The organism is Paraburkholderia diazotrophica (assembly GCF_900108945.1).
Classification (GTDB): domain Bacteria; phylum Pseudomonadota; class Gammaproteobacteria; order Burkholderiales; family Burkholderiaceae; genus Paraburkholderia; species Paraburkholderia diazotrophica.
In genome coordinates this window covers 140,929-161,602 of sequence record NZ_FNYE01000009.1, presented here as the reverse complement: position 1 = coordinate 161,602, position 20,674 = coordinate 140,929, and the positions used below count along the sequence as shown (strand labels likewise).

17 protein-coding genes are annotated in these 20,674 nt (G+C 63.3%); 4 read left to right on the top strand and 13 right to left on the bottom strand.

The features are described from left to right. Positions 1–15: 15 nt before the first annotated feature. From BMW76_RS14370 to BMW76_RS14340, 7 genes are all read right to left on the bottom strand, one after another. Positions 16–249, bottom strand: coding sequence for a hypothetical protein (locus BMW76_RS14370; protein ID WP_090865963.1), 234 nt, complete (start codon positions 247–249; stop codon positions 16–18). A 61-nt stretch (positions 250–310) separates the two neighbouring features. Next, the gene (locus tag BMW76_RS14365; RefSeq protein WP_090865961.1) at positions 311–775 is read right to left on the bottom strand and encodes a BON domain-containing protein; all 465 of its coding nucleotides are present in this window, start codon (positions 773–775) and stop codon (positions 311–313) included. 120 nt (positions 776–895) lie between these two features. Continuing rightward, positions 896–1,204, bottom strand: coding sequence for a hypothetical protein (locus tag BMW76_RS14360; RefSeq protein WP_090865959.1), 309 nt, complete (start codon positions 1,202–1,204; stop codon positions 896–898). Between the two features lie 140 nt (positions 1,205–1,344). After that, complete coding sequence (locus BMW76_RS14355; RefSeq protein WP_090866126.1) at positions 1,345–1,770, bottom strand: CBS domain-containing protein; 426 nt, start codon at positions 1,768–1,770, stop codon at positions 1,345–1,347. A 303-nt stretch (positions 1,771–2,073) separates the two neighbouring features. Further along, positions 2,074–3,078, bottom strand: coding sequence for a chemotaxis protein CheB (locus BMW76_RS14350; protein ID WP_090865957.1), 1,005 nt, complete (start codon positions 3,076–3,078; stop codon positions 2,074–2,076). Positions 3,079–3,409: 331 nt separating this feature from the next. After that, positions 3,410–7,582 (bottom strand): CheR family methyltransferase, encoded by a 4,173-nt coding sequence (locus BMW76_RS14345; RefSeq protein WP_090865955.1) that lies wholly within the window; start codon positions 7,580–7,582, stop codon positions 3,410–3,412. A 558-nt stretch (positions 7,583–8,140) separates the two neighbouring features. Further along, entirely contained in the window at positions 8,141–10,444 is a 2,304-nt protein-coding gene (locus BMW76_RS14340) for an FdhF/YdeP family oxidoreductase (RefSeq protein WP_090865954.1), read from the bottom strand. Between the two features lie 177 nt (positions 10,445–10,621). On the opposite strand from BMW76_RS14340, the gene BMW76_RS14335 reads away from it, so the two are divergent. Then, positions 10,622–11,212: a hemerythrin domain-containing protein gene (locus BMW76_RS14335; protein ID WP_090865952.1), complete on the top strand. Its 591-nt coding sequence runs from the start codon at positions 10,622–10,624 to the stop codon at positions 11,210–11,212. Positions 11,213–11,314: 102 nt separating this feature from the next. Here BMW76_RS14335 and BMW76_RS14330 read toward each other — a convergent pair whose 3' ends face one another. The 3 genes from BMW76_RS14330 to BMW76_RS14320 all read right to left on the bottom strand — a co-directional run bounded on the left by BMW76_RS14330 (position 11,315) and on the right by BMW76_RS14320 (position 12,727). Beyond that, the gene (locus tag BMW76_RS14330; RefSeq protein ID WP_090866123.1) at positions 11,315–11,872 is read right to left on the bottom strand and encodes a hemerythrin domain-containing protein; all 558 of its coding nucleotides are present in this window, start codon (positions 11,870–11,872) and stop codon (positions 11,315–11,317) included. A 132-nt stretch (positions 11,873–12,004) separates the two neighbouring features. Then, positions 12,005–12,526, bottom strand: coding sequence for a hypothetical protein (locus tag BMW76_RS14325; protein ID WP_090865945.1), 522 nt, complete (start codon positions 12,524–12,526; stop codon positions 12,005–12,007). Positions 12,527–12,559: 33 nt separating this feature from the next. Beyond that, positions 12,560–12,727: a zinc ribbon-containing protein gene (locus tag BMW76_RS14320; protein WP_090865944.1), complete on the bottom strand. Its 168-nt coding sequence runs from the start codon at positions 12,725–12,727 to the stop codon at positions 12,560–12,562. Between the two features lie 226 nt (positions 12,728–12,953). On the opposite strand from BMW76_RS14320, the gene BMW76_RS14315 reads away from it, so the two are divergent. Beyond that, complete coding sequence (locus BMW76_RS14315) at positions 12,954–13,322, top strand: hypothetical protein (protein ID WP_090865943.1); 369 nt, start codon at positions 12,954–12,956, stop codon at positions 13,320–13,322. Between the two features lie 6 nt (positions 13,323–13,328). On the opposite strand, the gene BMW76_RS14310 is transcribed toward BMW76_RS14315, so the two are convergent. Continuing rightward, positions 13,329–13,976: a hypothetical protein gene (locus tag BMW76_RS14310; RefSeq protein WP_090865942.1), complete on the bottom strand. Its 648-nt coding sequence runs from the start codon at positions 13,974–13,976 to the stop codon at positions 13,329–13,331. A 394-nt stretch (positions 13,977–14,370) separates the two neighbouring features. On the opposite strand from BMW76_RS14310, the gene BMW76_RS14305 reads away from it, so the two are divergent. Both BMW76_RS14305 and BMW76_RS14300 read left to right on the top strand, forming a co-directional pair. Then, the gene (locus tag BMW76_RS14305) at positions 14,371–16,719 is read left to right on the top strand and encodes a PAS domain S-box protein (RefSeq protein WP_090866121.1); all 2,349 of its coding nucleotides are present in this window, start codon (positions 14,371–14,373) and stop codon (positions 16,717–16,719) included. A 62-nt stretch (positions 16,720–16,781) separates the two neighbouring features. Further along, positions 16,782–17,573, top strand: a complete 792-nt coding sequence (locus BMW76_RS14300) for a phytanoyl-CoA dioxygenase family protein (protein WP_090865941.1) — start codon at positions 16,782–16,784, stop codon at positions 17,571–17,573. Between the two features lie 32 nt (positions 17,574–17,605). Here the strand turns inward: BMW76_RS14300 and BMW76_RS14295 are convergent, their stop codons facing one another. Beyond that, the gene (locus BMW76_RS14295; protein WP_090865940.1) at positions 17,606–18,640 is read right to left on the bottom strand and encodes an FAD-binding oxidoreductase; all 1,035 of its coding nucleotides are present in this window, start codon (positions 18,638–18,640) and stop codon (positions 17,606–17,608) included. A 53-nt stretch (positions 18,641–18,693) separates the two neighbouring features. Next, the gene (gene hcp, locus BMW76_RS14290; RefSeq protein WP_090866119.1) at positions 18,694–20,361 is read right to left on the bottom strand and encodes a hydroxylamine reductase; all 1,668 of its coding nucleotides are present in this window, start codon (positions 20,359–20,361) and stop codon (positions 18,694–18,696) included. Positions 20,362–20,674: the final 313 nt, after the last annotated feature.

The window sequence follows — 20,674 nt, the reverse complement described above, 5'->3', positions numbered from 1 at the left end:
CGTACCACGACGCCGTCACTCTTCGCTGTCGAGTACTCCTGGTGGAGGCCCGATCGTGATGCCTTCGCCCGGTTGATTCGGAGATACATCCGACGTCGTATCGGGAGGACACTCGGCAATGCAATGACTCGCTTCCTTGTTCTCCAGGCACTGCACGAACCGGTCGGCCTCGTCGCGAGAACGGAAGCTGTACTGCTTGTTGGCTATGCGCACCTGTGTGTCCGAGATGCGCGTCGAGTCGGTATTCATGGTCCCTCCTCGTCACTTCGATGAGGTTACGAACGAGCAAGGCACGCGCCTTCGCCGGACATCAGCCGCGCAATGTCGCGCCTTGCAGCTCCGGGACGTTGCCCGCCTGCTCGTGCACGCATAACTGCTCCTCGACGCGCTCGACGCCAGGCACCGCTGCCGTCTCGCGAATCACACGCTCGCGATCGGCCGCAAGAACGTGGCCCGAAATCCACGCGACGCCCTGCTCCACCCGCACATGGATGGCACCGGGCGTTGCCACGATCCGGCCGAGATGCGCGCGCACGCGATCCGTCAATTGGCGGTCCGAAGTCGGCGCGCTCGATGCCGCCCGATGCAGCACCCCATACGCATGTCCCGCTGCCCGCCGTGCCTGCGCGCGAGACCGCTTCGAAATCCGTCTCGTCGTCGATGCCATCTTGTCGCGCAGCATCGCGCGCCGCCGCTTGCCTGAATGGTTGTCGAAGTAGTACATCGCAGCCGCACCGATCACGGCCGCCGTCACCGACTTTAGAAAAGTGTTCACGTTCGTCCTCCTTCAATGCATGCGCGAGATGAGGGGTAAGGGCAGCATCGGCTATGCCTTCGAGTGTTCGCGTGATCGCGTGATCGCGTGAAGTCGTCAAAGCAGTCGTCAAGGCAGCCTTCAAAGCGGACGTCGCCTGTTGCCCGACGGGTCGAGTCTTTTCTCGTCCTCGTCGTCGGGCGTGAGCGCGGGATCGCGCAATTTCGTTTCGTCGGGACTGACGGGCACGACCTCGTCGACGTCCTTCTCCGGAATCGCGTTCAGATTGTTGCCGCCGGGCGTGCGGCCCGCCGCTTTATCCGTGTTCCTCGCGTCCTTGCTCGTATCCTTGCCGGTGTCCTTTTCCGTGTCTCGCTCGGGTACGGGCTGCGCGACGCCCGCAGGTTGGCGCAGCTTGTCCGTGTTCTGTTTGCTCGGCTTCGATTCCATCCTGGTTCTCCGTGCGATGCGAAAGTTGACGTGCAATGCCTGCGTCTACGTATGCGCAACGGGCGTTCCCGTCGGATCGCGCGACGGGCGGACGCGCTCACACGCTGCCATGGCGCGGCGCGAACGCATCGAAGCGCGCTTCATCGATCGGGTCGCGCGGGCGACGATACGCCCTTGAGCGTGCGCGCTACATCTTCATCGTCACTCACGGCGATATCGCCGAGCGCAATCATGCCCACGAGCCGCTTCTCGTCGTCGAGCACCGCGAGTCTGCGAATGTGGGCCTGTGCCATCTTCCGCTCGACCTGCTTGATGTCGTCTGATTCGAGGCACCATTGCGCTGGCTCGCTCGCAATCTTTTCGACGGGCGTGGTCGGCTCGACACCGGATGCGACAGCACGCACAGCGATGTCGCGGTCCGTCACCGTGCCGACGAGCTTGCCGTCACGGCATACGGGCAATGAACCGACCTTGAGGTCGGCCATCATCATCGCGGCCTGGCGTATCGTGTCGCCGGCAGCGATCGTGATGGGATCGAGCGTCATGATGTCTGCTGCTGTCGTCATGGTTCCCTCCGCATTGAGATGCGGCCGGGCATCGCCGGCCGCATTCGTCGTCGAGCATCGCGCGTACCCATCGCGTCGCATCGCGTCGCATCGCGTCGCGTCGCGTCGCGTCGGTCATGCATCGCACAGTTGAGGAACACGAGGGATCAGCGCTCGCGCAAAGACGAGCGAGGCATCGATCCGCCTTTGCCGGATTCACTGCAACAGGGTGGTCGCTCCAGCGGCGGTTCACGCGCGTCTGCGCGGTCGCACGTCGAGTCGACTGAATGTATGGGGCGTGACGGCGGTTATGAGCGCAGCAACCTACAGATCGTGCGACAGCTCCTCGCTCACCGCATTGCGCAGCATGCGGATGAGCCTTTCGCCCTCTTCGATCCGCGCCTGTTCGACACCGATCTGCGCGGCATCGCCCGTGCGCTCGGCCGACCTTTGCCGCTCTCTTGCAAAGATTACGCGCTCGTGCACCGCGCGTATCGCGGCCCGTATCGCGTTCTCCGATTCCTTCGAGTACCCGTCGGCGAGCGAAAGTACGTTGAATGCGTGTCCCGTATGGCAGCGGTAGCGCAGAGGCCGATCGTCGCCGACCCGCCATAACACGCCGCCGCAGTCCGGGCACGTCAACGACGAACGCACCCCGATGCGATCGAGTTCCTCGGGCGTCACGATGCCCTGTTGCGCGAGGCGCGCCTCGAGATCAAGCTGCTGCTCGCTGCTCATCGCTGGTTCCTCCTGCTGACGAAGCGCCGCGCCCCCGATCGCGGCCGTGATGTTGCGCGCGAGATCGTCGACGGTCGTGACGCTGTCCGCGCCCGCCGAATTCATCGCCGAGCGCGGCATCGACGGCGCTTCGCAATCGGCTGGGTCCTGAACGATGCAAAAGCCGCCGTGCGCGCGGACGGCCGCGAGCCCCGCCGCGCCGTCGTCGAGATCGCCGCTGAGCACGACGCCGACCACGCGTCGGCCATAGTGCACGGCAGCCGAGCGGAACAGCGGATCGGCTGCCGGCCGCGCGAAGTTTTCGGCCGCGCCTTCGTTGAGCTCCAGACATCCGTTCGACAGCACCATATGACGGCCGGGCGGCGCGACATAGACGGTGCCGTTGACGATCGGCTCGCCCTCGACGGGATGGCGTGCGGGCATCGGCCCCCACTTCGACAGCAACTCGGGCAACACGCTTTCGTGCCGGCCGATATGCAAGACGATGCACACGGCGGCCGGCAAATCCTTGGGCAACCTGGAAACCAGCGTCCTGAGCACTGCAAACGCGCCACGCGATCCGCCAATGACCACAATATCTCGCTGATTCATAGACCCTCCTCGGTACGAGGCAGCATAAATCGAACCTGTGCGAAGAATCGCATGCAACGACGGCGTCAAGGCGCACGCCAATCGCTGCTCGCAGCAGATGCAGAAAACGTTCGCGCAGTATCAGCCGTACCGCCGCGACGCCGGGAACGTGCAGCCGTTGCTGGCGAACCGTGCGGACGCGCGACGATAGTCGCGAGGCTCACGCGTCGCGTCGTCGCGCGGGCCGCGACGGACAGAGGGCGAGCCGGACCGGTCGCCGACGAAGGAACGACGGGCGGGGCGCCACTGCTTTCGCGTAGACGCGCCGCCCGCGCCCGCCGCTATCGCATCATCACGAACCTGTTGCCGGCGCTGTGGACCTCAGCAACGCGTGCAGTTTTTGCAGCAGTTCCTCGAAGTCGATGGGCTTGCCGACCAGCGCGTCGAAGCCCGCGTCGATGGCCGCCTGCCTGTCCGCTTCGCGGTTGAGTCCGACGATCGCCACCGTCCCGATGCGCGCGCGTTGCGGGTCGGCCTTGATCTTCCGGACCAGCGCGTACGCGTCGCCCGCCGACGCGCGCACGTCCACGATCAGTACGTCGACGGGTCGGTCGGCGAGTGCGTCCCATGCCTGCGCTTCGCCCGGCACGGCCGTCACCGATGCCTTCTCCAGTTCCAGCAACGCCGTCAACGACGACACGAAGTCCGCATCGTCCTCGACGATCAACACGCGCGCGCCCGCAATCGCGTATTGCGCCGACGAGTCGTCGCGCGGTCGCGCATGCGTCTCGTCCATCGCCGGAAGCCAGACGCTCATCGTCGTGCCGCGCCCGGGACCATCCGAGTGCGCGGCGACGCGTCCGCCATGCATGTCGACGAGCTGCCTGACGAGCGCCAGGCCAATGCCGAGGCCTCCGCGCATGCGGCTGCGCGCGCCCTGGCGGAACATGTCGAAGACGGAGGACAGCTCCGACGGTTCGATGCCTTCGCCCGTATCGGCCACGTCGACGCGCATCATGCCTTGTTCGCGCGTCAGACGCAGATCGATCCGGCCGCCGGCGCGCGAAAATTTCAGCGCGTTGGAAACGAGGTTCCAGATGATCTGCTCGCACCGGACGGGATCGGCGAGCACCATCGCGGGCTGCTCGACGCCCGTCGCGGACATGACGACGCCGCGTTCAGCCGCATCCGCCTCGCACGACTGCACGATGCCGTTCACCGTGGCGGCCAGATCGACGGGCCCGAGATCGAGCGTTAGCTTGCCCGTGTTCACGCGCGAGAAATCGAGCAGATCGTCGATGATCTGCGCCTGGCTGCGCATCGCCCGGCGAATCGCGTCCGCTGTTTCGCGCACGGCTTCGATGCCGCGCGTCTCGGGCAGGCGCGGCAGCATTTCCGCCTTCACGCCGATCAGGTTCAGCGGATGTTTCAGCTCATGCGACAGCACGGCGATGAAATCGTCCTTGAGCTGATTCGACAGCGACTCTTTCTGGCGCTCGGTGCGCTCCCTTGCGAGCGCGGCCTCTTGCGCGTCCTCGCGCTGCTTGCGTTCGGTGAGGTCGCGCGCGATTTTCGCAAAGCCGGTGAACGACGCGTCGCGGATCGGCGTCACGACGCCGCTGCAATAGACCCGGCGATGATCCTTCGTCAGATGCCAACGCTCGTCGTCCGCGCGTCCCTCCTTCGCGGCTGTTTCGCGCTCGTGCGCGGGCGCGTTTGCGGCGCGATCGTCGGGCTGATAGATCAGTTCGATGTCCTTGCCCAGCACTTCGGCCTCGCCGTAGCCGAAGATCCGCTCGGCGCCCGCGTTCCAGCTCACGATGCGTCCCGACAGGTCCTGAACGATGATCGCGTAGTCGTTGGTCGACTGCGCGACGAGCCGCAGCCGCTGTTCGCCGATGCGAGCCTGCTCTTCCGCCGCATGCCGCTTCGTGATGTCGATCAGCGTCAGCACCGCGCCGTCGATCCGGTCATCGGCCGTGCGGTATGGCAGCAGGCGCATCAGATACCACTTGCCGTCGTGGCTTTGCACTTCGCGCTCGATCAGCTTCAGGCTCTCGAACGCCTCCTTGACGTCTTCCGCGAGCGTCGGATGCTGCAGCGAATGCGTGATGTCGAACAGCGACCGTCCGATGTCCGAGTCGATCAGCTTGAAGATGCGCGTTGCGCTCGGCGTGAAGCGTTTCACCTGAATCTTCTTGTCGACGAACACGGTCGCGATGTCGGTCGAGACGATAATGTTCTGCAAGTCGTCGTTGGCCTTCGCGGTGTCTTCGACGCGCGCCTGCAACTCGGCGTTGACGGTCGTCAGCTCTTCGTTGACCGACTGCAATTCTTCCTTGCTGCTTTCCAGTTCTTCCGTCGCCGAACGCAGCTCTTCGTTGATCGCCTGAAGCTCTTCGTTCGACGCCTTCAGCTCCTCGACGGATGTTTCATACTGCTCGACGGTGCTCGCCAGCTGCTCGCGGCTGTGCTGCAGTTCCTGTTCGAGCTGCACGAGCACGGGGTCCTGGCCTTCGTTCTCCGACTCGCCTTCGTCCGTCATCCGCTCCTGCACTTCATCGAACAGCACGATGAAGAAGTCCGCGTTCACGCCCGGATCGTGGAACGGCCGCACGGTCATGTTGATCCACGACGGGCGGCCGTCGCGCATCATCTTGACGCGCCGCGCCTCGACGCTCGCGCCCGTTTGCAGCGCGCGAAAGAGCGTCGTGCGCAGGTCGAGCCGAAGCTCGGGCACGACGACGGCCATGATGTTCGTCGACGGCTCGCCGCCCGCATGCCGCAGGAACCGCCCGACGTTGTCGGACAGATGCACGATGGTCGAGTCGCGATCGACGATCACGCTCGGCGGCGCATACTCTTCGAGCACCCGCTGATGCAGCGCCGAGAACGAGAAGCTGCGGCGCTCGGGCGTGCTCTGCGGCGGCGCCGATGCGCCGTTCACGGGCGCCTCTTCGTGCGACGTCGAAGCCGTCACCGCGAGCGACGGAAAGCCGACGGCCGGCTTCACGCGATTGACGGCCGGCTTCGCGCGGTAGATGCGGTTCTTCTTGTCGACGATGGCGAAAAGATCGTCGGCGGCATCGGCCGACTCCGCCGTGCCGAGAAACAGATAGCCGTCCGGGCGCAGCGCAAAGTGAAACAGCTCCAGAATCTGCCGCTGCACCGCGCGATCCAGATAGATGAGCACGTTGCGGCAGGAAATCAGATCGAGATGCGAGAACGGCGGATCGCGCAACAGGCTATGCGCGGCAAACAGAATGCGTTCGCGCACCGTCTTCACGATCAGATAGCGCGCGCCGTCCTGCGTGAAATAGCGCCGCAGGAGCTCGGGCGGCACGTCGCTCGCAATAGTGCTCGGATACGAGCCCGTGCGTGCGCGCACGATCGCGGAATCGTCGATGTCGGTGGCGAACATCTGCATCGCGGCCGGCGAGCCCGCCGCTTCGCGTGCCTGCGCGAGCAGGATCGCAATCGAATAGGCTTCCTCGCCCGTCGAGCAGCCGGCTACCCACACGCGCACCTGGGCTTCGCTCGCAGCCGAGCGGAACAGCGACGGCATCACTACGCGCTGCAACGCGTCGAATGCTTCGCGATCGCGGAAAAACTGTGTCACGCCGATCAGCATGTCCGCGAGCAGTGCCGTCGTTTCCTCGGGCGTGTTGCGCAGGAACGTGCGATACGCTTCGAGCTCGCGCACGCCGTTGACCTGCATGCGCCGCTCGATGCGCCGTAGCACGGTCGCGCGCTTGTAGTGCCGGAAATCGTGGCCCGTGCGCACCCGCAAATGCATCAGGATATCTTGCAGCGCGCGCTCCGATCCGCCACGCGGCTGCTCGTCGGGCTGCTCGGCCGCAAGCTCGGCGTTGTCGGGCAACGGCAAGCGGATTTTCTGCGCGTTGTTCCACAATTCGAGCAGCCGCTGCGGCATCTCGGCGACGGGCAACACGATGTCGACCTGGCCCGTCGTGATCGCGTGATTCGGCATTTCGGGGTATTCCGCGTCGTTCGGCTCCTGTGCGATCGTCACGCCGCCGCTTTCCTTCACGCGGCTCAGTCCCGCCGCGCCGTCCGAGCCCGTACCCGACAGCACGATGCCGACGGCGCGCATGTCGTGCGCATCCGCGAGCGTGCGGAAGAACTCGTCGATGGTCACCGTCGCGTGGCTTCGCTTTTCGCGCTCGCCGACGCGCAGATACCCCTCTGACAGCCATAGCTGCTTGCCCGGCGCGATCACATAGACGTGGTTCTTCTCGATGGCCGTCGTGCTCGTGACCTGCGTGACGGGCATGCGCGTCGCCCGCTGCAGGATTTCGTCGGCGTGACTGGCGTGCTCCGGCGACAGATGCAGGATGATCACGAACGCCATATCCATCGTCGCGGGCGCATGCTCGAAGAACCGGATCAACGCCTGCACCCCGCCCGCGGATGCGCCTATCCCCACGACGGGAAACGGCAGCGTGCTGCGCGAGGCCGTGCCGGAACCGCTCCCTTCCGGGCTTTGCGATGTGCTTTTGCTCATACTGAAACCTACCCTTTACTCGGATTCCGCGCGTGCCCCGTGCAGTCGATGACGGGCGGTTCGCAAGCGCGCCGATGGATGTTGGGAAATGCGCGTCCATTCGGGAAGGCGGCGGGGCGAGCCGGGAGCCGAATGGGGGGTGCAATCGGAGCCTTTATAACAAATTTCTTGTGAGGGCCATCGATCATTGTCGATCAAATCGGTCGACGTGCGCAAAGTGCGATGCGTTTGCAGTCAACGGAAGGGGAAAAGCGGCGACGGAGGGGCGGGAACGCGTGCCCGTCGTATCGCCGTGGGAGTGGTTGCAGCGCAGCAAGAAGACGGCTGAAGAGCGGCGGACAGCGGCGGGAAGCAGCGCCGCCAGCGACGCTTCATGTATTCGCTCATGTCGAAGCGCAGCAGGATCGCGCCGGCGTCAGCGGGTCATCCGGCTATGACCACAGGCCGCTGCTGTCGGGCCGCGCGACTTCGAAAGCTTGCGGACGACTGCAAACGGTACACGGTCCGTTGAAACAACGCGGCGTCGCGCGGCGCGATCCGCACGCCGCCGCATGCTCTTTACACGGCTGACATCCGCTCGACGGCCGTCACCCTGACAGGTATCGACTTCGCGCCCGGCACCTTGCTTTCCTTCGCGTAGTGCCACAAAGGCAGCAGCGGATTGCACTCCGGATAGTAGCCGCCGATGCAGCCGGCGGGAATGTCGTATGGCACGACGGACAGCCCTCGCACCTTGCGCTCGATTCCGTCGTCGGCGATGGTCTCCAGCGTCACGCGGTCGCCTTCGTGCAGTTCGCGCTGCGCCATGTCGGCGCGATTCATCAGCAGCACCATCCGCGTTCCCTTGATACCGCGAAAGCGATCGTCGTGGTTGTAGATCGTCGTGTTGAACTGGCTGTCCGTGCGCAGCGTCATCAGGCGCAAGGCGCCGGGCTCGCGCTCGGGCATGTCCGGGTCTTCGCCCAATGCCTCCGTCACCATGAACTCGGCCTTGCCGCTCTTCGTTTGCCATTTGCGCTCGCGCGCGGGCATCGGTCGCGGAAAGCCGCCGGGCGTCCACATGCGCGCATCGAAGTCGTAGAAGGTTTCCGGATAGGTCTCCGCAATGGCCGCGCGAACGCGCGAGTAATCGTCGCGCCATGCATCCCAGTCGACGGTCGAACGTTCCTGCAGCGTCGCCTTCGCGATGCCCGCGATGATGAACGGCTCGGAACGGACGTGCGGCCCCGCCGGCTCGATGACGCCTTTCGAGCCGTGGATGCATGCCGTGCTGTCCTCCATCGATACCGCCTGCTCGCCGCCCGCCTGCCGGTCGATCTCGATGCGGCTCAGGCACGGCAGGATGTACGACACTTCGCCATGCACGAGATGACTGCGATTGAGCTTCGTCGCGATATTGACGGTCATGTGCAAACGGCTCCACGCGGGTTCCGTCTGTCCGCGATCGGGCACCGAGCGCACGAGATTGCCGCCCAGGTTGATGACGGCGCGCACGTCGCCCTTCACCATCGCCTCGAACACTTCGACGATGTTCATGCCTTTCTCTCGCGGCGGCTCGAACGAGAACTGCGCGGCCAGCTTGTCGAGCGGCGCGAGTTCGGGCTTCTCGGTGATGCCCACCGTGCGTTGTCCCTGCACGTTCGAATGGCCGCGCACGGGCGACGGTCCCGCGCCGGGCTTGCCGATGTTGCCGCGCAGGAGCAGCAGGTTGCACAGCATCCGCACGTTCTGCACGCCCATCCGATGCTGCGTGAGCCCCATGCCGTAATGAACCATCACGGCGTTCGCTTTCGCGTATTCGGTCGCGGCTGCTTCGAGTGCATCGCGCGACAGGCCGCTTACCTGCTCGATGTCGACCCAGCCGGTCTCGCGCGCGTAACGCGCGAATTCGTCGAAGCCTTTCGTGTGCTCGTCGATGAAGTTCACGTCGAGAACGCGCGGGCGGCCATCGCGAACAGCCTGATCGTCCGCGTCGATCACGGCCTTGCAGATGCCGAGAATCGCAGCCGTATCGCCGCCCGTCTTCACCTGATGGTATTGCGTGCTGATCTGCGTTTCGGCGGGCGTCAGCATTTTGCTGGGCGATTGCGGATTCACGAAACTGATGAGGCCCGGCTCTTTCAACGGATTGAACGTGATGATGGGCACGCCGCGCTTGCGCGCTTCTTCGAGCTGGTGCAGCATGCGCGGGCTGTTGGTTCCCGTGTTCTGCCCGAAGAAAAACATCAGATCGGTCTTTTCGAAGTCCTCCAGCGAGATCGTGCCCACGCCGACGCCGATCGCCTCTTTCAGTCCGACGCTCGTGCTTTCGTGACACATGTTCGAGCTGTCGGGCAGATTGTTCGTGCCGTACATCCGCGCGAACAACTGAAGCATGTACGACGTTTCGAGCGATGCGCGCCCCGATGTATAGAACACGGCGCGGCCCGGATCGATGGCGCGCAGCTCGCGGCCGATTTCCTCGAATGCGTGTTCCCAGCTGACGGGCACATAGCGGTCCGTCGATGCGTCGTAGCGCAGCGGCTCCGTCAGGCGCCCCGCTTCTTCGAGATCGTGATCGTGCCACGTCAGCAGTTCGCGGACTGTGTAGGCGCGGAAAAAATCGGACGTGACGCGCTTGGCCGTCGTGTCCCATGCAGTCGCTTTCGCGCCGCTCTCGCAGAACTCGAACGTATGCGGCGATGCGGGCTTCGCCCACGAGCAGCTGACGCACATGTATCCATCCGGCTTGTTCTGGCGCAGCAGGATCGTACTGTCCTTCAATGCGACCTTTTCCTGCGTCAGGATTCGTACGACGGACTTCAGCGAACCCCATCCGCCCGATGCCCACGGATAGGCCGGGTTTTTCGTTTCCTTGCTCATTCGTCGCTCCGCATCAAATACCTCACAACGTGACGCCCGAGCAATCGATGTTCCTCCGGCGCGCCGGCTTCATTTGCGTGAACTTATTGGCGTGAACTCATTGGCGTGAATTCATTGGCGATTGGGTGGAACAGCACATGCTCAGCGGTTTGCCTGATCCCTTCGACACCTGATGCCATGTCCACCACGAACAGTTCCATGTCCCCGACGATCACGACGCTGATACGTCTCGACCATACCCACGTGACTTCCGCGTTTCATCGATACAGGAACGAAACCGCGTGGTGGCGCAAGCGCGCGATCGTCAATTCGGTCTGCGCGGCACTGGAGATTCACGCGCAACTGGAAGAAGAGATCTTCTATCCCGCACTGGCCCGCGTAGACCCGGACAACGAGACGCTGAAAAAGAGCCGTGCCGAACACGACGCGATGCGCGAGGTGATCGGTACGTTGCGCAGCATGGGCCCGGAAAACGCCGCATACGATGCGCTCTTCATGCAACTGATCCGCGAGACCTTGCATCACGTCGCCGATGAGGAAACGACATTGCTGCCGATCGCGGAACGCTCGCTGAAACACGAGCTGAGAACGTTGGGCGCGCAGATGACGCAACGGCGCATGCAGTTGCTTGGCGAGCGTCCCGTGGAGATCGCCGTCAATACGGCAGGCACGTTTCCCGTCGCAACGGCATTGCTGGCGACGGTCGTCGCATGCGGGATGGTCAAGCTGTTCAGCGGCAATCACCGTAGGCGGGCGTCGCACGCGTGAGCATGCCTGAGGGTCCGCTTATCAGGTGGACAATCAGTTGAACGTGTCGCATCCGCGCGCGCTGAAGTCCGCGCGCGGCGACGTTGACTGCATGGACGAAGTTCAGGCCGGGCGGCCAAACGATAGCGACCTGTCGCCGACGAGCTTGCTGCCCGCCTGTTCGAGTTTCTTCATGAGCTCGGCTTTGCGTGCGGCGAGCTTGTCGCCGAGTGCGACGAGATCGATTCCACGCTGACGCAATTCAGGAAACAACGTCGACTCTTCTTCCTCGATGTGGTGTCGAACGAGTTCCGACATCACCTTGAACGTCGCGTCGAAGCCTTTGTCGCCGGGCTTCAGCGAATCGAACTTCTCGATGAGCGTCTTCACGAGATAGTGCTCGACGAAGGCTTCGTTCACGTCGATCGCGTCGTGTTTGCCGAGCGCCTTGTGCGCGGCGGGGTACAGAATCTCTTCCTCGATGATCGAATGCACGGTCAGCTCCTCGCATGTGCGCTGCGCAAGCGTGCCTTTCGCTTCGAGATCGTCGTCGCGTGTTTTTGCAAACGCATCGAATAGCTTCTCGACGGCGCGATGATCGCTCTTCAGCAATTCGATTGCATCCGATCCGGGGTTGCGCGCCGCCGACGCGGCAACGGGTTTATGTGCGGCCTCATTCATGATCGACTCCATGAAGTGTGATTGCTGTGAAAAATTGCAGCGGCATGTACTGCCGCTGCGACGCTTGATGTGGCCGCGTCGGATCAGCAATGGGCGTTCCTCGCGGGCGAGGTCATCGCAGTGAGGCAGTGCTCAGTCGTCGCTCCGCGAGCCGCCGAGCAACGCGGCCGCCGCGAGTCCGGCTGCCAGTGCGATATACACGGCCGCGAGCGAACGATTCGACAGATGAGCGTCGAAGCCCGGCGTCAGTCGCTCGGGCACCAGGTGATAGTCGACGACGTACGCCGTTGCAGCCGTCGCTGTCGCAGCCGTCGCAACGGCAACCGCGTCCCGACGCGACGACCCACGCGACAGACGATCGCGCAGTCCCTCGAAGAGCATCGCCCATAGCACGGCGGACGCCTCGTGAATCGCAAAACCCGTCAACGAGAAGCGTGCGCTAAAGCGCGTCTCTGCGAACGCGCGGTGAGGCCACAAACAATGCGTGACGGCGTTGATGGGGGCAATCGCGCTCGAACCTTCTGCCGCCGCGCGCCACCCGGCAACGACAGCGGCCAGCGCGCCCGCAAGCAAGCCGGAGCGCACTGAGCGTTGCATGATGGACGGGCTCTTTGCATGCGCGCGCCGGTCCTGCCACTCGATATATCGGGCCATTGGAAGTCTCCCGGACTCATCGTGCGATCCTGTTCACGAGCTTTTGTTGCCTGGCTCATGCGTGCGTGTATCGAAGGTATCGTTGCCACAATGCGGGCATTTGGGAATCTTCTTGCCGTGCGTCACGTGCGTCGTCTTGTGACACTTTTCACAGCGGAAGTCACCCGTCTTTTGCGCGGTTTCACCGGCTTTGGCTGACATGGCAGTTCTCCTTATGGGATGCGAGCGACGCACGCATGCAAGCGCAAAAACACGCCGCCGTTGCATTCGGTTCAGCATGGCCTATGCCCAGCATCGTGGGGAGCTTGCGGCGCGTAGCAATTACAACGTGCGCCTTCACGAGGTGCCGCTCTGCCATACGAGGGATCACCCGTTCGCGCAGGCATAGCCGTTGCGCGAACGAGAGCATTCCACCGGGGATGAAGCCATGACAGATCGAGACGCAGTCACCCACTCGCCACGTCGCCCGTTCCGCCTGTTCGCGCTCGAAGACCGGGTGCTCGCGCAAAACATGGACGGCAAGCTGATCGGCATCGGCGCAATGACTCGCGACGGCGATCGCTGCGTCATTCGTCTGGACGTCGACGGAATCACGACACCACCGCAGCCCGATCCCGAAACCGCGCTCGCGGCGCTGAAACCGCTGCTCACGTTCGAGTATCTCGATGGCCTCTTTACGGCTGTCGCGGCAGAGCATCCACAAGGGGTGCTCGAAGGATGCCCTTCCGCCGTGCTGGTGCTCGACGAACCGGCGCCGCCATCGACGGGGCCAACCGATGCGCCGCACCGCTTCTAGATGCGTTCACGGCTGCACGACTGCAAGTCCTGCGTCGCCTTGCGGCGCAATCGGGAAAGGAGAGACTACGGCAACATGGCGGGCCGTGACCTGATCGAGTGCGCCCGCTATCTGACCGATGTCCGATGGATCGCTTACCACGTGGTCGAACGGGACGTGCTGCAAACTCGCCAGGCTACCGCGTATCAGCGCGACAATGGGCAGCGGCAAAACGGCATGTCTGATTGCGTCGAGAAGCGCCCGGTCCCGGGCCATCGCACAATCGACGCTCAAGAGAACCACCGCATAGGCAGACTCGCGCAGCGCCCCGTACAGTTCCGCGACGCTGCACCCCATCGACGCGTAACCTTGGGTCTTCAGCAGCACGACCAGGGATCGCACGATCTGATCGGAGCGGCCCACGACGAGGACATTGCCGCGCGGCACACGCGAGCGCGGCGCGTTCAGCAGCGCATCGCCGCGTAAAGTCAGTTCGGCCGACAGCCAGACGAGTCTCGCCCGCTCGTACGCCTGCCTGGCCTCGAAGACGGCAAGCGAATCGGACGGATAGCAACCGGCCGCGCGCTGCACTCGCTGGAAAGCCTGCTCCAGACGCGCAAGCGCCACGTCGTATTGTTTGTGTACCGCATCGCCATCCGCGTTCGCAGCATCCATGGGTCGCCGAAACGAAACGACTGCGTTGTTCAAAGCCTTTGGCGTCGTAAGCTGCTGGTCAGGCATGGATCGCTGGCTTGCGAATGAATGCCGGCGAATGCCTTACCGTGCGGCCCCGTCAGCGAAAACCGGGCCAATGCTCAAGTTGTATCCTAATGCAAAAATCTGCCGACGCAACGGCTCACGATGATGCCGTCAAGGTCGGCGGACCAGCGCTGCACGACTGGGCGCGCCATCTCCGATACGATAGGCTGCTTCCAGTCGAACGAGATCGTCTCCAGAGCAACAAACTGGCGTCTCGATCGACGAAACCCCAGGCATGAAACGTGCTGAAAATTTTGATTGACCATTGGCGACGCTTGACATGAACCAGCGGAAGAACGGGGAGGCGACGATGCAAGACGACGACCAGGGCAACCCGTCGCTGCCGGAAGACTGGTGCCGGCGATGGGTCAGCTCCGTTCGCGACTATGCAGTGATCGGGCTGTCACGCGACGGCACGATCAGGACGTGGAACGTCGGCGGCGAGCAGATCCACGGCTTCTCGAGCGAGGAAGTCATTGGCCGGCATTTCGGCATGTTCCATACGCCCGAAGATCGTGCTCGAGGCGCCGCCGCGGCCGCCCTCGAAACGGCGCGGCGCACGGGACGTTCAGAGTCGGAAGGCTGGCGCATCCGGCGGGATGGCTCGCGCTTCTGGGCCAGCGTCGTGATCACGGCCTTGAAAGACGAACAGGGTCACATTGCCGGCTTTGCCAAAATCGTGCGCGACATGACGGACAAGCGAATCGCTCACGAGGCCGTCGTCGAAAGCGAGCAACGCTTCCGGATGCTCGTCAACGGTGTCACGGACTACGCGATTTTCATGCTGTCGCCAGATGGCACCATCACGAACTGGAACGCCGGCGCGCGGCGAATCAAAGGCTTCAGTGCCGAAGAAGTGATCGGCTCGCACTTCTCCCGTTTCTATACGCCCGAAGATACGGCAGCCGGGCTACCGGAACATGGGCTGTCGATCGCCGCCAACGAAGGACGCTTCGAGTCCGAGGGATGGCGAGTGCGCAAGGATGGCCAGCGCTTTTGGGCCCACGTCGTGATCGACGCGATCAGGAGCGAAGACGGCACGCTCGTCGGTTTCGCCAAGATCACGCGGGACATCACCGAACGCATGGACGCCAGCCGGCAGCTCGAAGAGACGCGCATGGCATTGTTTCGGGCCCAGAAGATGGAAGCCGTGGGCAAGCTGACGGGCGGCGTCGCTCACGACTTCAACAACCTGCTGCAGATATTGCGCGGCAATCTCGAACTGCTCGACAGCCGGCATCACCGCGATTCGTGGACGCGCGAGCGGGTCAACAAGGCCATCGACGCCGTCGACCGTGGCTCGAAGCTCGCGTCGCAACTGCTGGCGTTCGGCCGTCAGCAACCGTTGCAACCCGTGGTCATCAATCTGGCGGCGGCGCTGCGCGGCATGGACGATCTGCTTCGTCGCGCGCTCGGTGAAACGATACGTGTGGAGACGGTCGTCGCGGGCGGATTGTGGAACACGCTGGTCGACATCCATCAGCTCGAGAACGTGATCCTCAATCTCGCGATCAATGCGAGAGACGCGATGCCCGACGGCGGCAAGCTGACGATGGAGCTGTCGAACGCAATGCTCGACGACGAATACATCGCGACCGTGCCCGATGTCGCGGCCGGACAGTACGTGCTGCTGGCCGTCACGGATACGGGAACCGGCATGCAGCAGGACGTCGTTGAGCGCGCGTTCGATCCGTTCTTCACCACGAAGCCCGAAGGCCAGGGTACGGGCCTCGGGCTGAGCATGGCTTATGGCTTCGTGAAGCAGAGCGGCGGCCACATCAAGATCTACAGCGAGCTCGATCACGGCACGACCGTCAAGATCTATCTGCCCCGCTCGGCGAAGCCGGCCATCGAGCCGCCGCCGCGGATGCGAACTCCCGTGAGGGGAGGAACGGAGACGATTCTCGTCGTCGAGGACGACCAGAAGGTGCAGACGACCGCGATCGATACGCTCACCGAACTCGGCTACCACGTGCTGAAGGCCGACGATGCGCAACAGGCGCTGACCGTGCTGCGAAGCGGCGTGGACGTGGACCTGCTGTTTTCCGACGTCGTGATGCCGGGCCCCGTTCGAAGCACCGACATGGCGGCACAGGCCGTCACGCTGCTGCCGCGGCTGAAGGTTCTGTTCACGTCGGGCTATACGCACAACGCGATCGTCCACGGCGGCAGACTCGACCCGGGTGTCGAACTGCTCAGCAAGCCTTATAGCCGCGAGCAGCTCGCGCACAAGGTCAGGCAGATGCTCGATAGCGGGAAAGATGCGCTCGCGAATAACGGTTCCGTCGTTGAACGGGCGGACAGTGCGCAGACGCTGCGCATCCTGCTCGTCGACGATGACGGCAATCTGTCGGAAGCGATCAACGAACTGATCCGCTTGCTCGGCCACGCGCCGAAATTCACTACGTCGCCTGAAGAAGCGCTCGGCTGGCTGCGCGAAGAACCGTTCGACGTGGTGATCACGGATATCAGGATGCCGGGCATCGATGGCGTCGAGTTCGCCAGACAGGCGGCCGCGATTCAGCCGTCGATACGCCTGGTGTTTTCGTCAGGCTACGAGATGCCGGCTGTGCCGCCATTGCCGTTTCGCTGGGCGGCGCTGCGCAAGCCATTCACGCTCGAAGAACTCGGCGCCGTATTGCAGGGCTTCAGCGACTGACCCGCGCACTGGCCTGTGGCCTGTGGCTGTCGCGTCGGCAACGACCACGCAGGAGACATCGAATGAGCCGTTATACGACTACGGAAATCGATTCGCTCGCGCAGCAATTCGACAGAGACGGCATGGTGATGCTGCGCCAGCATTTTCCGACGGAAACGCTGCGCCGATGGCAAGAGGCATTCGACGCGCTGCTCGATGAACGCATCCGGTCCAATGCGACGGCCGTCAGAGGCCAGAACAGGCACTACATCACGCTGCCTTTCACGGGCACTTTCGCCGACGAGACGATTTTCGCGGACCCCGACGTGTTGAGCATCGTCGAGCGTGTCGCGGGCGACGACCCCGTCATGTGCCAGCTGGCCTCCGATACGCCGCTGCACGGCTCCGACTATCAGGACATACACCGCGACACGCCGGCGCTCTTCGACGGCTTTCCTGAAACGCCGTCGTTCCAGCTGGCGGTCAACTTTCCGCTGTGCGACGTGACGCTCGACAACGGGCCATTCGAAACGACCTTCGGCACGCATCGGATGCACGCCGATGAAGCGATGCAAGCGTACGCGAAAGGACACGCGCCGTTGCAGGCCATCACGATGGAACTCGGCGACGTGATGATCCGGGACGTGCGGGCCTTGCACCGAGGCACGCCCAATCGGACGCAGATTCCGCGGCCGATGATCGTGATCGGCTACAGCCGGAGCTGGTACTTCCGGCCCGAAGTGCACATCGACGTTCCCGAAGGCGTCTATCGATCGCTAAGCGCCAGGGCCCGGCGACTGCTCCGGTACATGCCGCGCGTGGACAATGCAGACGGCCATGCCGCCGGCGAAAGCTACACGAAGTTCGCCTATTGACCGACATCAGCAGATAGCTTGCAGCAAGCCCGTCACGCCGCGCCGGCACTCGAAACAAACCGCTCGCTTTCGAATTGATCGGACGGCAAGCCTGAATCGATTGCAATCTGTTCGGCGGCACGAATCAGCGCGGCGGGTCCGCAGACGTAGATATCCGGCTGACAGGCCGTGCTCACCAGCGCAGCAGACAGCGCATCGGCCGGTGTGCCGCTGAAGCCATCCCAGCCCGCTTCAGGCTTCCAGACGCACAGATCGACTTCGAGTTGCGGCAGTTGTGTCTTCAGCTCTTCCAGCTCGTCTTTCAGGAACAGTTCGTTTTCCTGATTCACGCCGAAAAAGAGCCGCGCGTCCTGCATTTCCTGAAAGTCGGCCATGCGGCGCAGCATCGACAACATCGGGGCCACGCCCGTCCCGCCGGCGACGAACCAGCGCGCGCGAAAGCTGCCCTCGCGAATGCCGAAGCCGCCCATCGGTCCACGCACGAAAAGCTGTTGACACACCTCCGCGCGCTCGCGCAGATAAGTCGAGAAGCGCCCGTTCGGCTGCAGCCTGATCAGAAATTCGAGCCGTCCTTCCCAGTTGCTTGTGTTAGCAAGCGAATACGGGCGCCGCTCGTCGGTGCCCGGAATCTCGATTTCCATGAATTGCCCGGGTTCGAACTCGGCGGCATTGCCGCCGTCGGCGTCGGGAGAGATCGCCAGTTCCAGGCGCACCGTGTTCTGCGCAATCGTTTCGAGGCCCACGATCGTCGTCGAACGACGCGGCACCGCTTGATGCAGCACTTTCGTGTGATCGTACGGAACGCTGATACGCAGATCGCTGCACGGCGTGGTTCTGCACATCAGGATCGCGGTCGATTGACCCGAAAGCGCATCGGCATTGTGTTCGCCCATCTGATAATCGCCGTGCGTGACGGACGCGTGGCACGCGCCACAACTGCCCTTCCTGCATTGCGAGGGCAGCATGATATTGGCTTGCGCCGCGGCCGTGAGCAGATCCTGATCCGGCGCGCAGTCGAAACTCAGCTGCTGCTCATCGCGTGTCGTGAGCTGGATTTGGAATGTCATGAAATTCTGCGCAAAGAAAAGCCAGGCGCCTGACGACGCCCGGCGGATGGGACTCAGGCTGCCTTGCGGGCAAGCGCGGCGGCGAGATCCGAACTGGCCTCGCCGATCGGCTGAATACCGAACTGCTCGACCAGGATCGTGAGGATGTTCGGCGTCAGGAAGGCAGGCAGCGTAGGTCCGAGGCGGATGTTCCTGATGCCCAGCGCGAGCAGCGTCAGCAGCACGGCGGCCGCCTTCTGCTCGAACCACGACACGATCAGCGACAGCGGCAGATCGTTGACCCCGCACTCGAACGCATCGGCGAGCGCCATCGCGATGCGGATCGCCGAATACGCGTCGTTGCACTGCCCGAGATCGAGCAGACGCGGAATGCCGCCGATGTCGCCGAACTCGTGCTGATTGAAACGATACTTGTTGCATCCGAGCGTCATCACGACTGTGTCGTTCGGCGCCTGCTCGGCAAACTGCGTGTAGTAGTTGCGGCCAGGCGCGGCGCCGTCGCAGCCGCCAATCAGGAAGAAGTGCTGGATCGCGCCCGCTTTCACCGCGTCAATCACCTTGTCGGCAACACCGAGGACAGCATGACGTCCGAAGCCCACCGTGATGGTCTTTTCGGGAGCCGTCTCCTGGAACCCCGGCAGTGCCTTCGCTGCCTGAATCAGCACCGAAAAGTCGTGATGCTCCAGATGCCGCAAGCCCGCCCAGCCCACCGGTCCCGTCGTGAAAATACGCTGGCGATACTGCGGCCGCGGTTCGATGAGGCAATTGGACGTCATCAGAATCGGACCGGGGAAATTCGCGAAGTCCGACTGCTGGTCCTGCCACGCGCCGCCAAAGTTGCCGGCGAGGTGCGAGTACTCCTTCAGCTTCGGATACGCGTGGGCCGGCAGCATCTCGCCATGCGTATAGATCTGGATGCCCGTGCCTTCCGTCTGCTCGAGAAGCGCCTGCAGATCGCCGAAGTCGTGTCCCGACACGAGAATGGCCTTGCCCGCCACGGGCGTGACACGCACGGCCGTCGGCTGTTGCGCACCGAAGCGGCTCGTGTTGGCGTCGTCGAGCAATTCCATCACCTTGAGATTCAGGCTGCCGAGCTTGAGCGCCTGCGCGAGCAAGGCGTCGACATCGCTCGGCTCGCTGGCGAGGAACACGAGCGCCGCTTCGACGCCCGCGTAGACTTCGTCGCTCTCCTTGCCGAGCATCTGCGCATGATGCGCGTACGCGCACACGCCCTTGAGACCATAGATCACTAATGCGCGAAGGCCGATGACATCTGCGCCCACGCTCTCGATGCCCGCATTGATGCCGACCGTCTGCGCCTGTGCAAGCAGACCGGCAAGATCGCCAGCCGGTTGCCATGCGGCCGGGCCGGCCGGCTGCTGGGCGGCTTCGCCCGCGGCCTTCGCTGCGTCTTCATAGGCCGACCGGACACGGTCGCGAAGCTGGGCCGCTTCCTTCAGCATCGCGACGAAGCGGCTCGCGTTGAAGTTGACGTTGGTCAGCGTGGTAAACATCGCGTAGAGAACGAACCGGTCTGCTTCGCGATCTGCATGCCCCGTCGCGCGCGCAAGCGTGTTGTATTGCGCGAGGCCCTTGACTGCATGCACCAGCAGATCCTGCAGATCGGCCGTCGTCGCGTCCTTGCCGCAATTGCCCTTTGAAGATGCGCAACCGGGCTGGACACCCGTGCGGTCCGTTTGTTCACATTGGTAGCAAAACACAGTTTCTCCGTTCTCGTTCAGGCGTTGATAAGACGTGCTATTGCACGGCATTAAGATGCACAAAATCAGTATGTTTTTATTATCAAGATACGAAGATCTGTCGATCATGATCTGGATCATTGAATGCAGGCGAGATCGCTTTATTGCGCCTTTAAAGGGCCTATTGCGAACATTTGTCGCACCCGGCTAAACGAGGCCTGTGCAGCGATAAATGTGTGAGGCGCTCTGCTCCTATCGGATTAGCGTCAACTGCTCCTTCCTTCGCTTCTGTCGAAGGCAGATGATGAGCCGTACTTTTAGTTGACCCTGATGG

Coding starts and splice junctions, on each gene's coding strand:
- BMW76_RS14310 (WP_090865942.1), bottom strand. CDS start 13,976: ATGGATGCTGCGAACGCGGATGGCGATGCGGTACACAAACAATACGAC.
- BMW76_RS14350 (WP_090865957.1), bottom strand. CDS start 3,078: ATGAATCAGCGAGATATTGTGGTCATTGGCGGATCGCGTGGCGCGTTT.
- BMW76_RS14345 (WP_090865955.1), bottom strand. CDS start 7,582: ATGAGCAAAAGCACATCGCAAAGCCCGGAAGGGAGCGGTTCCGGCACG.
- BMW76_RS14335 (WP_090865952.1), top strand. CDS start 10,622: ATGTCCACCACGAACAGTTCCATGTCCCCGACGATCACGACGCTGATA.
- BMW76_RS14340 (WP_090865954.1), bottom strand. CDS start 10,444: ATGAGCAAGGAAACGAAAAACCCGGCCTATCCGTGGGCATCGGGCGGA.
- BMW76_RS14355 (WP_090866126.1), bottom strand. CDS start 1,770: ATGACGACAGCAGCAGACATCATGACGCTCGATCCCATCACGATCGCT.
- BMW76_RS14295 (WP_090865940.1), bottom strand. CDS start 18,640: ATGACATTCCAAATCCAGCTCACGACACGCGATGAGCAGCAGCTGAGT.
- BMW76_RS14330 (WP_090866123.1), bottom strand. CDS start 11,872: ATGAATGAGGCCGCACATAAACCCGTTGCCGCGTCGGCGGCGCGCAAC.
- BMW76_RS14325 (WP_090865945.1), bottom strand. CDS start 12,526: ATGGCCCGATATATCGAGTGGCAGGACCGGCGCGCGCATGCAAAGAGC.
- BMW76_RS14300 (WP_090865941.1), top strand. CDS start 16,782: ATGAGCCGTTATACGACTACGGAAATCGATTCGCTCGCGCAGCAATTC.
- BMW76_RS14320 (WP_090865944.1), bottom strand. CDS start 12,727: ATGTCAGCCAAAGCCGGTGAAACCGCGCAAAAGACGGGTGACTTCCGC.
- BMW76_RS14360 (WP_090865959.1), bottom strand. CDS start 1,204: ATGGAATCGAAGCCGAGCAAACAGAACACGGACAAGCTGCGCCAACCT.
- BMW76_RS14315 (WP_090865943.1), top strand. CDS start 12,954: ATGACAGATCGAGACGCAGTCACCCACTCGCCACGTCGCCCGTTCCGC.
- BMW76_RS14370 (WP_090865963.1), bottom strand. CDS start 249: ATGAATACCGACTCGACGCGCATCTCGGACACACAGGTGCGCATAGCC.
- BMW76_RS14305 (WP_090866121.1), top strand. CDS start 14,371: ATGCAAGACGACGACCAGGGCAACCCGTCGCTGCCGGAAGACTGGTGC.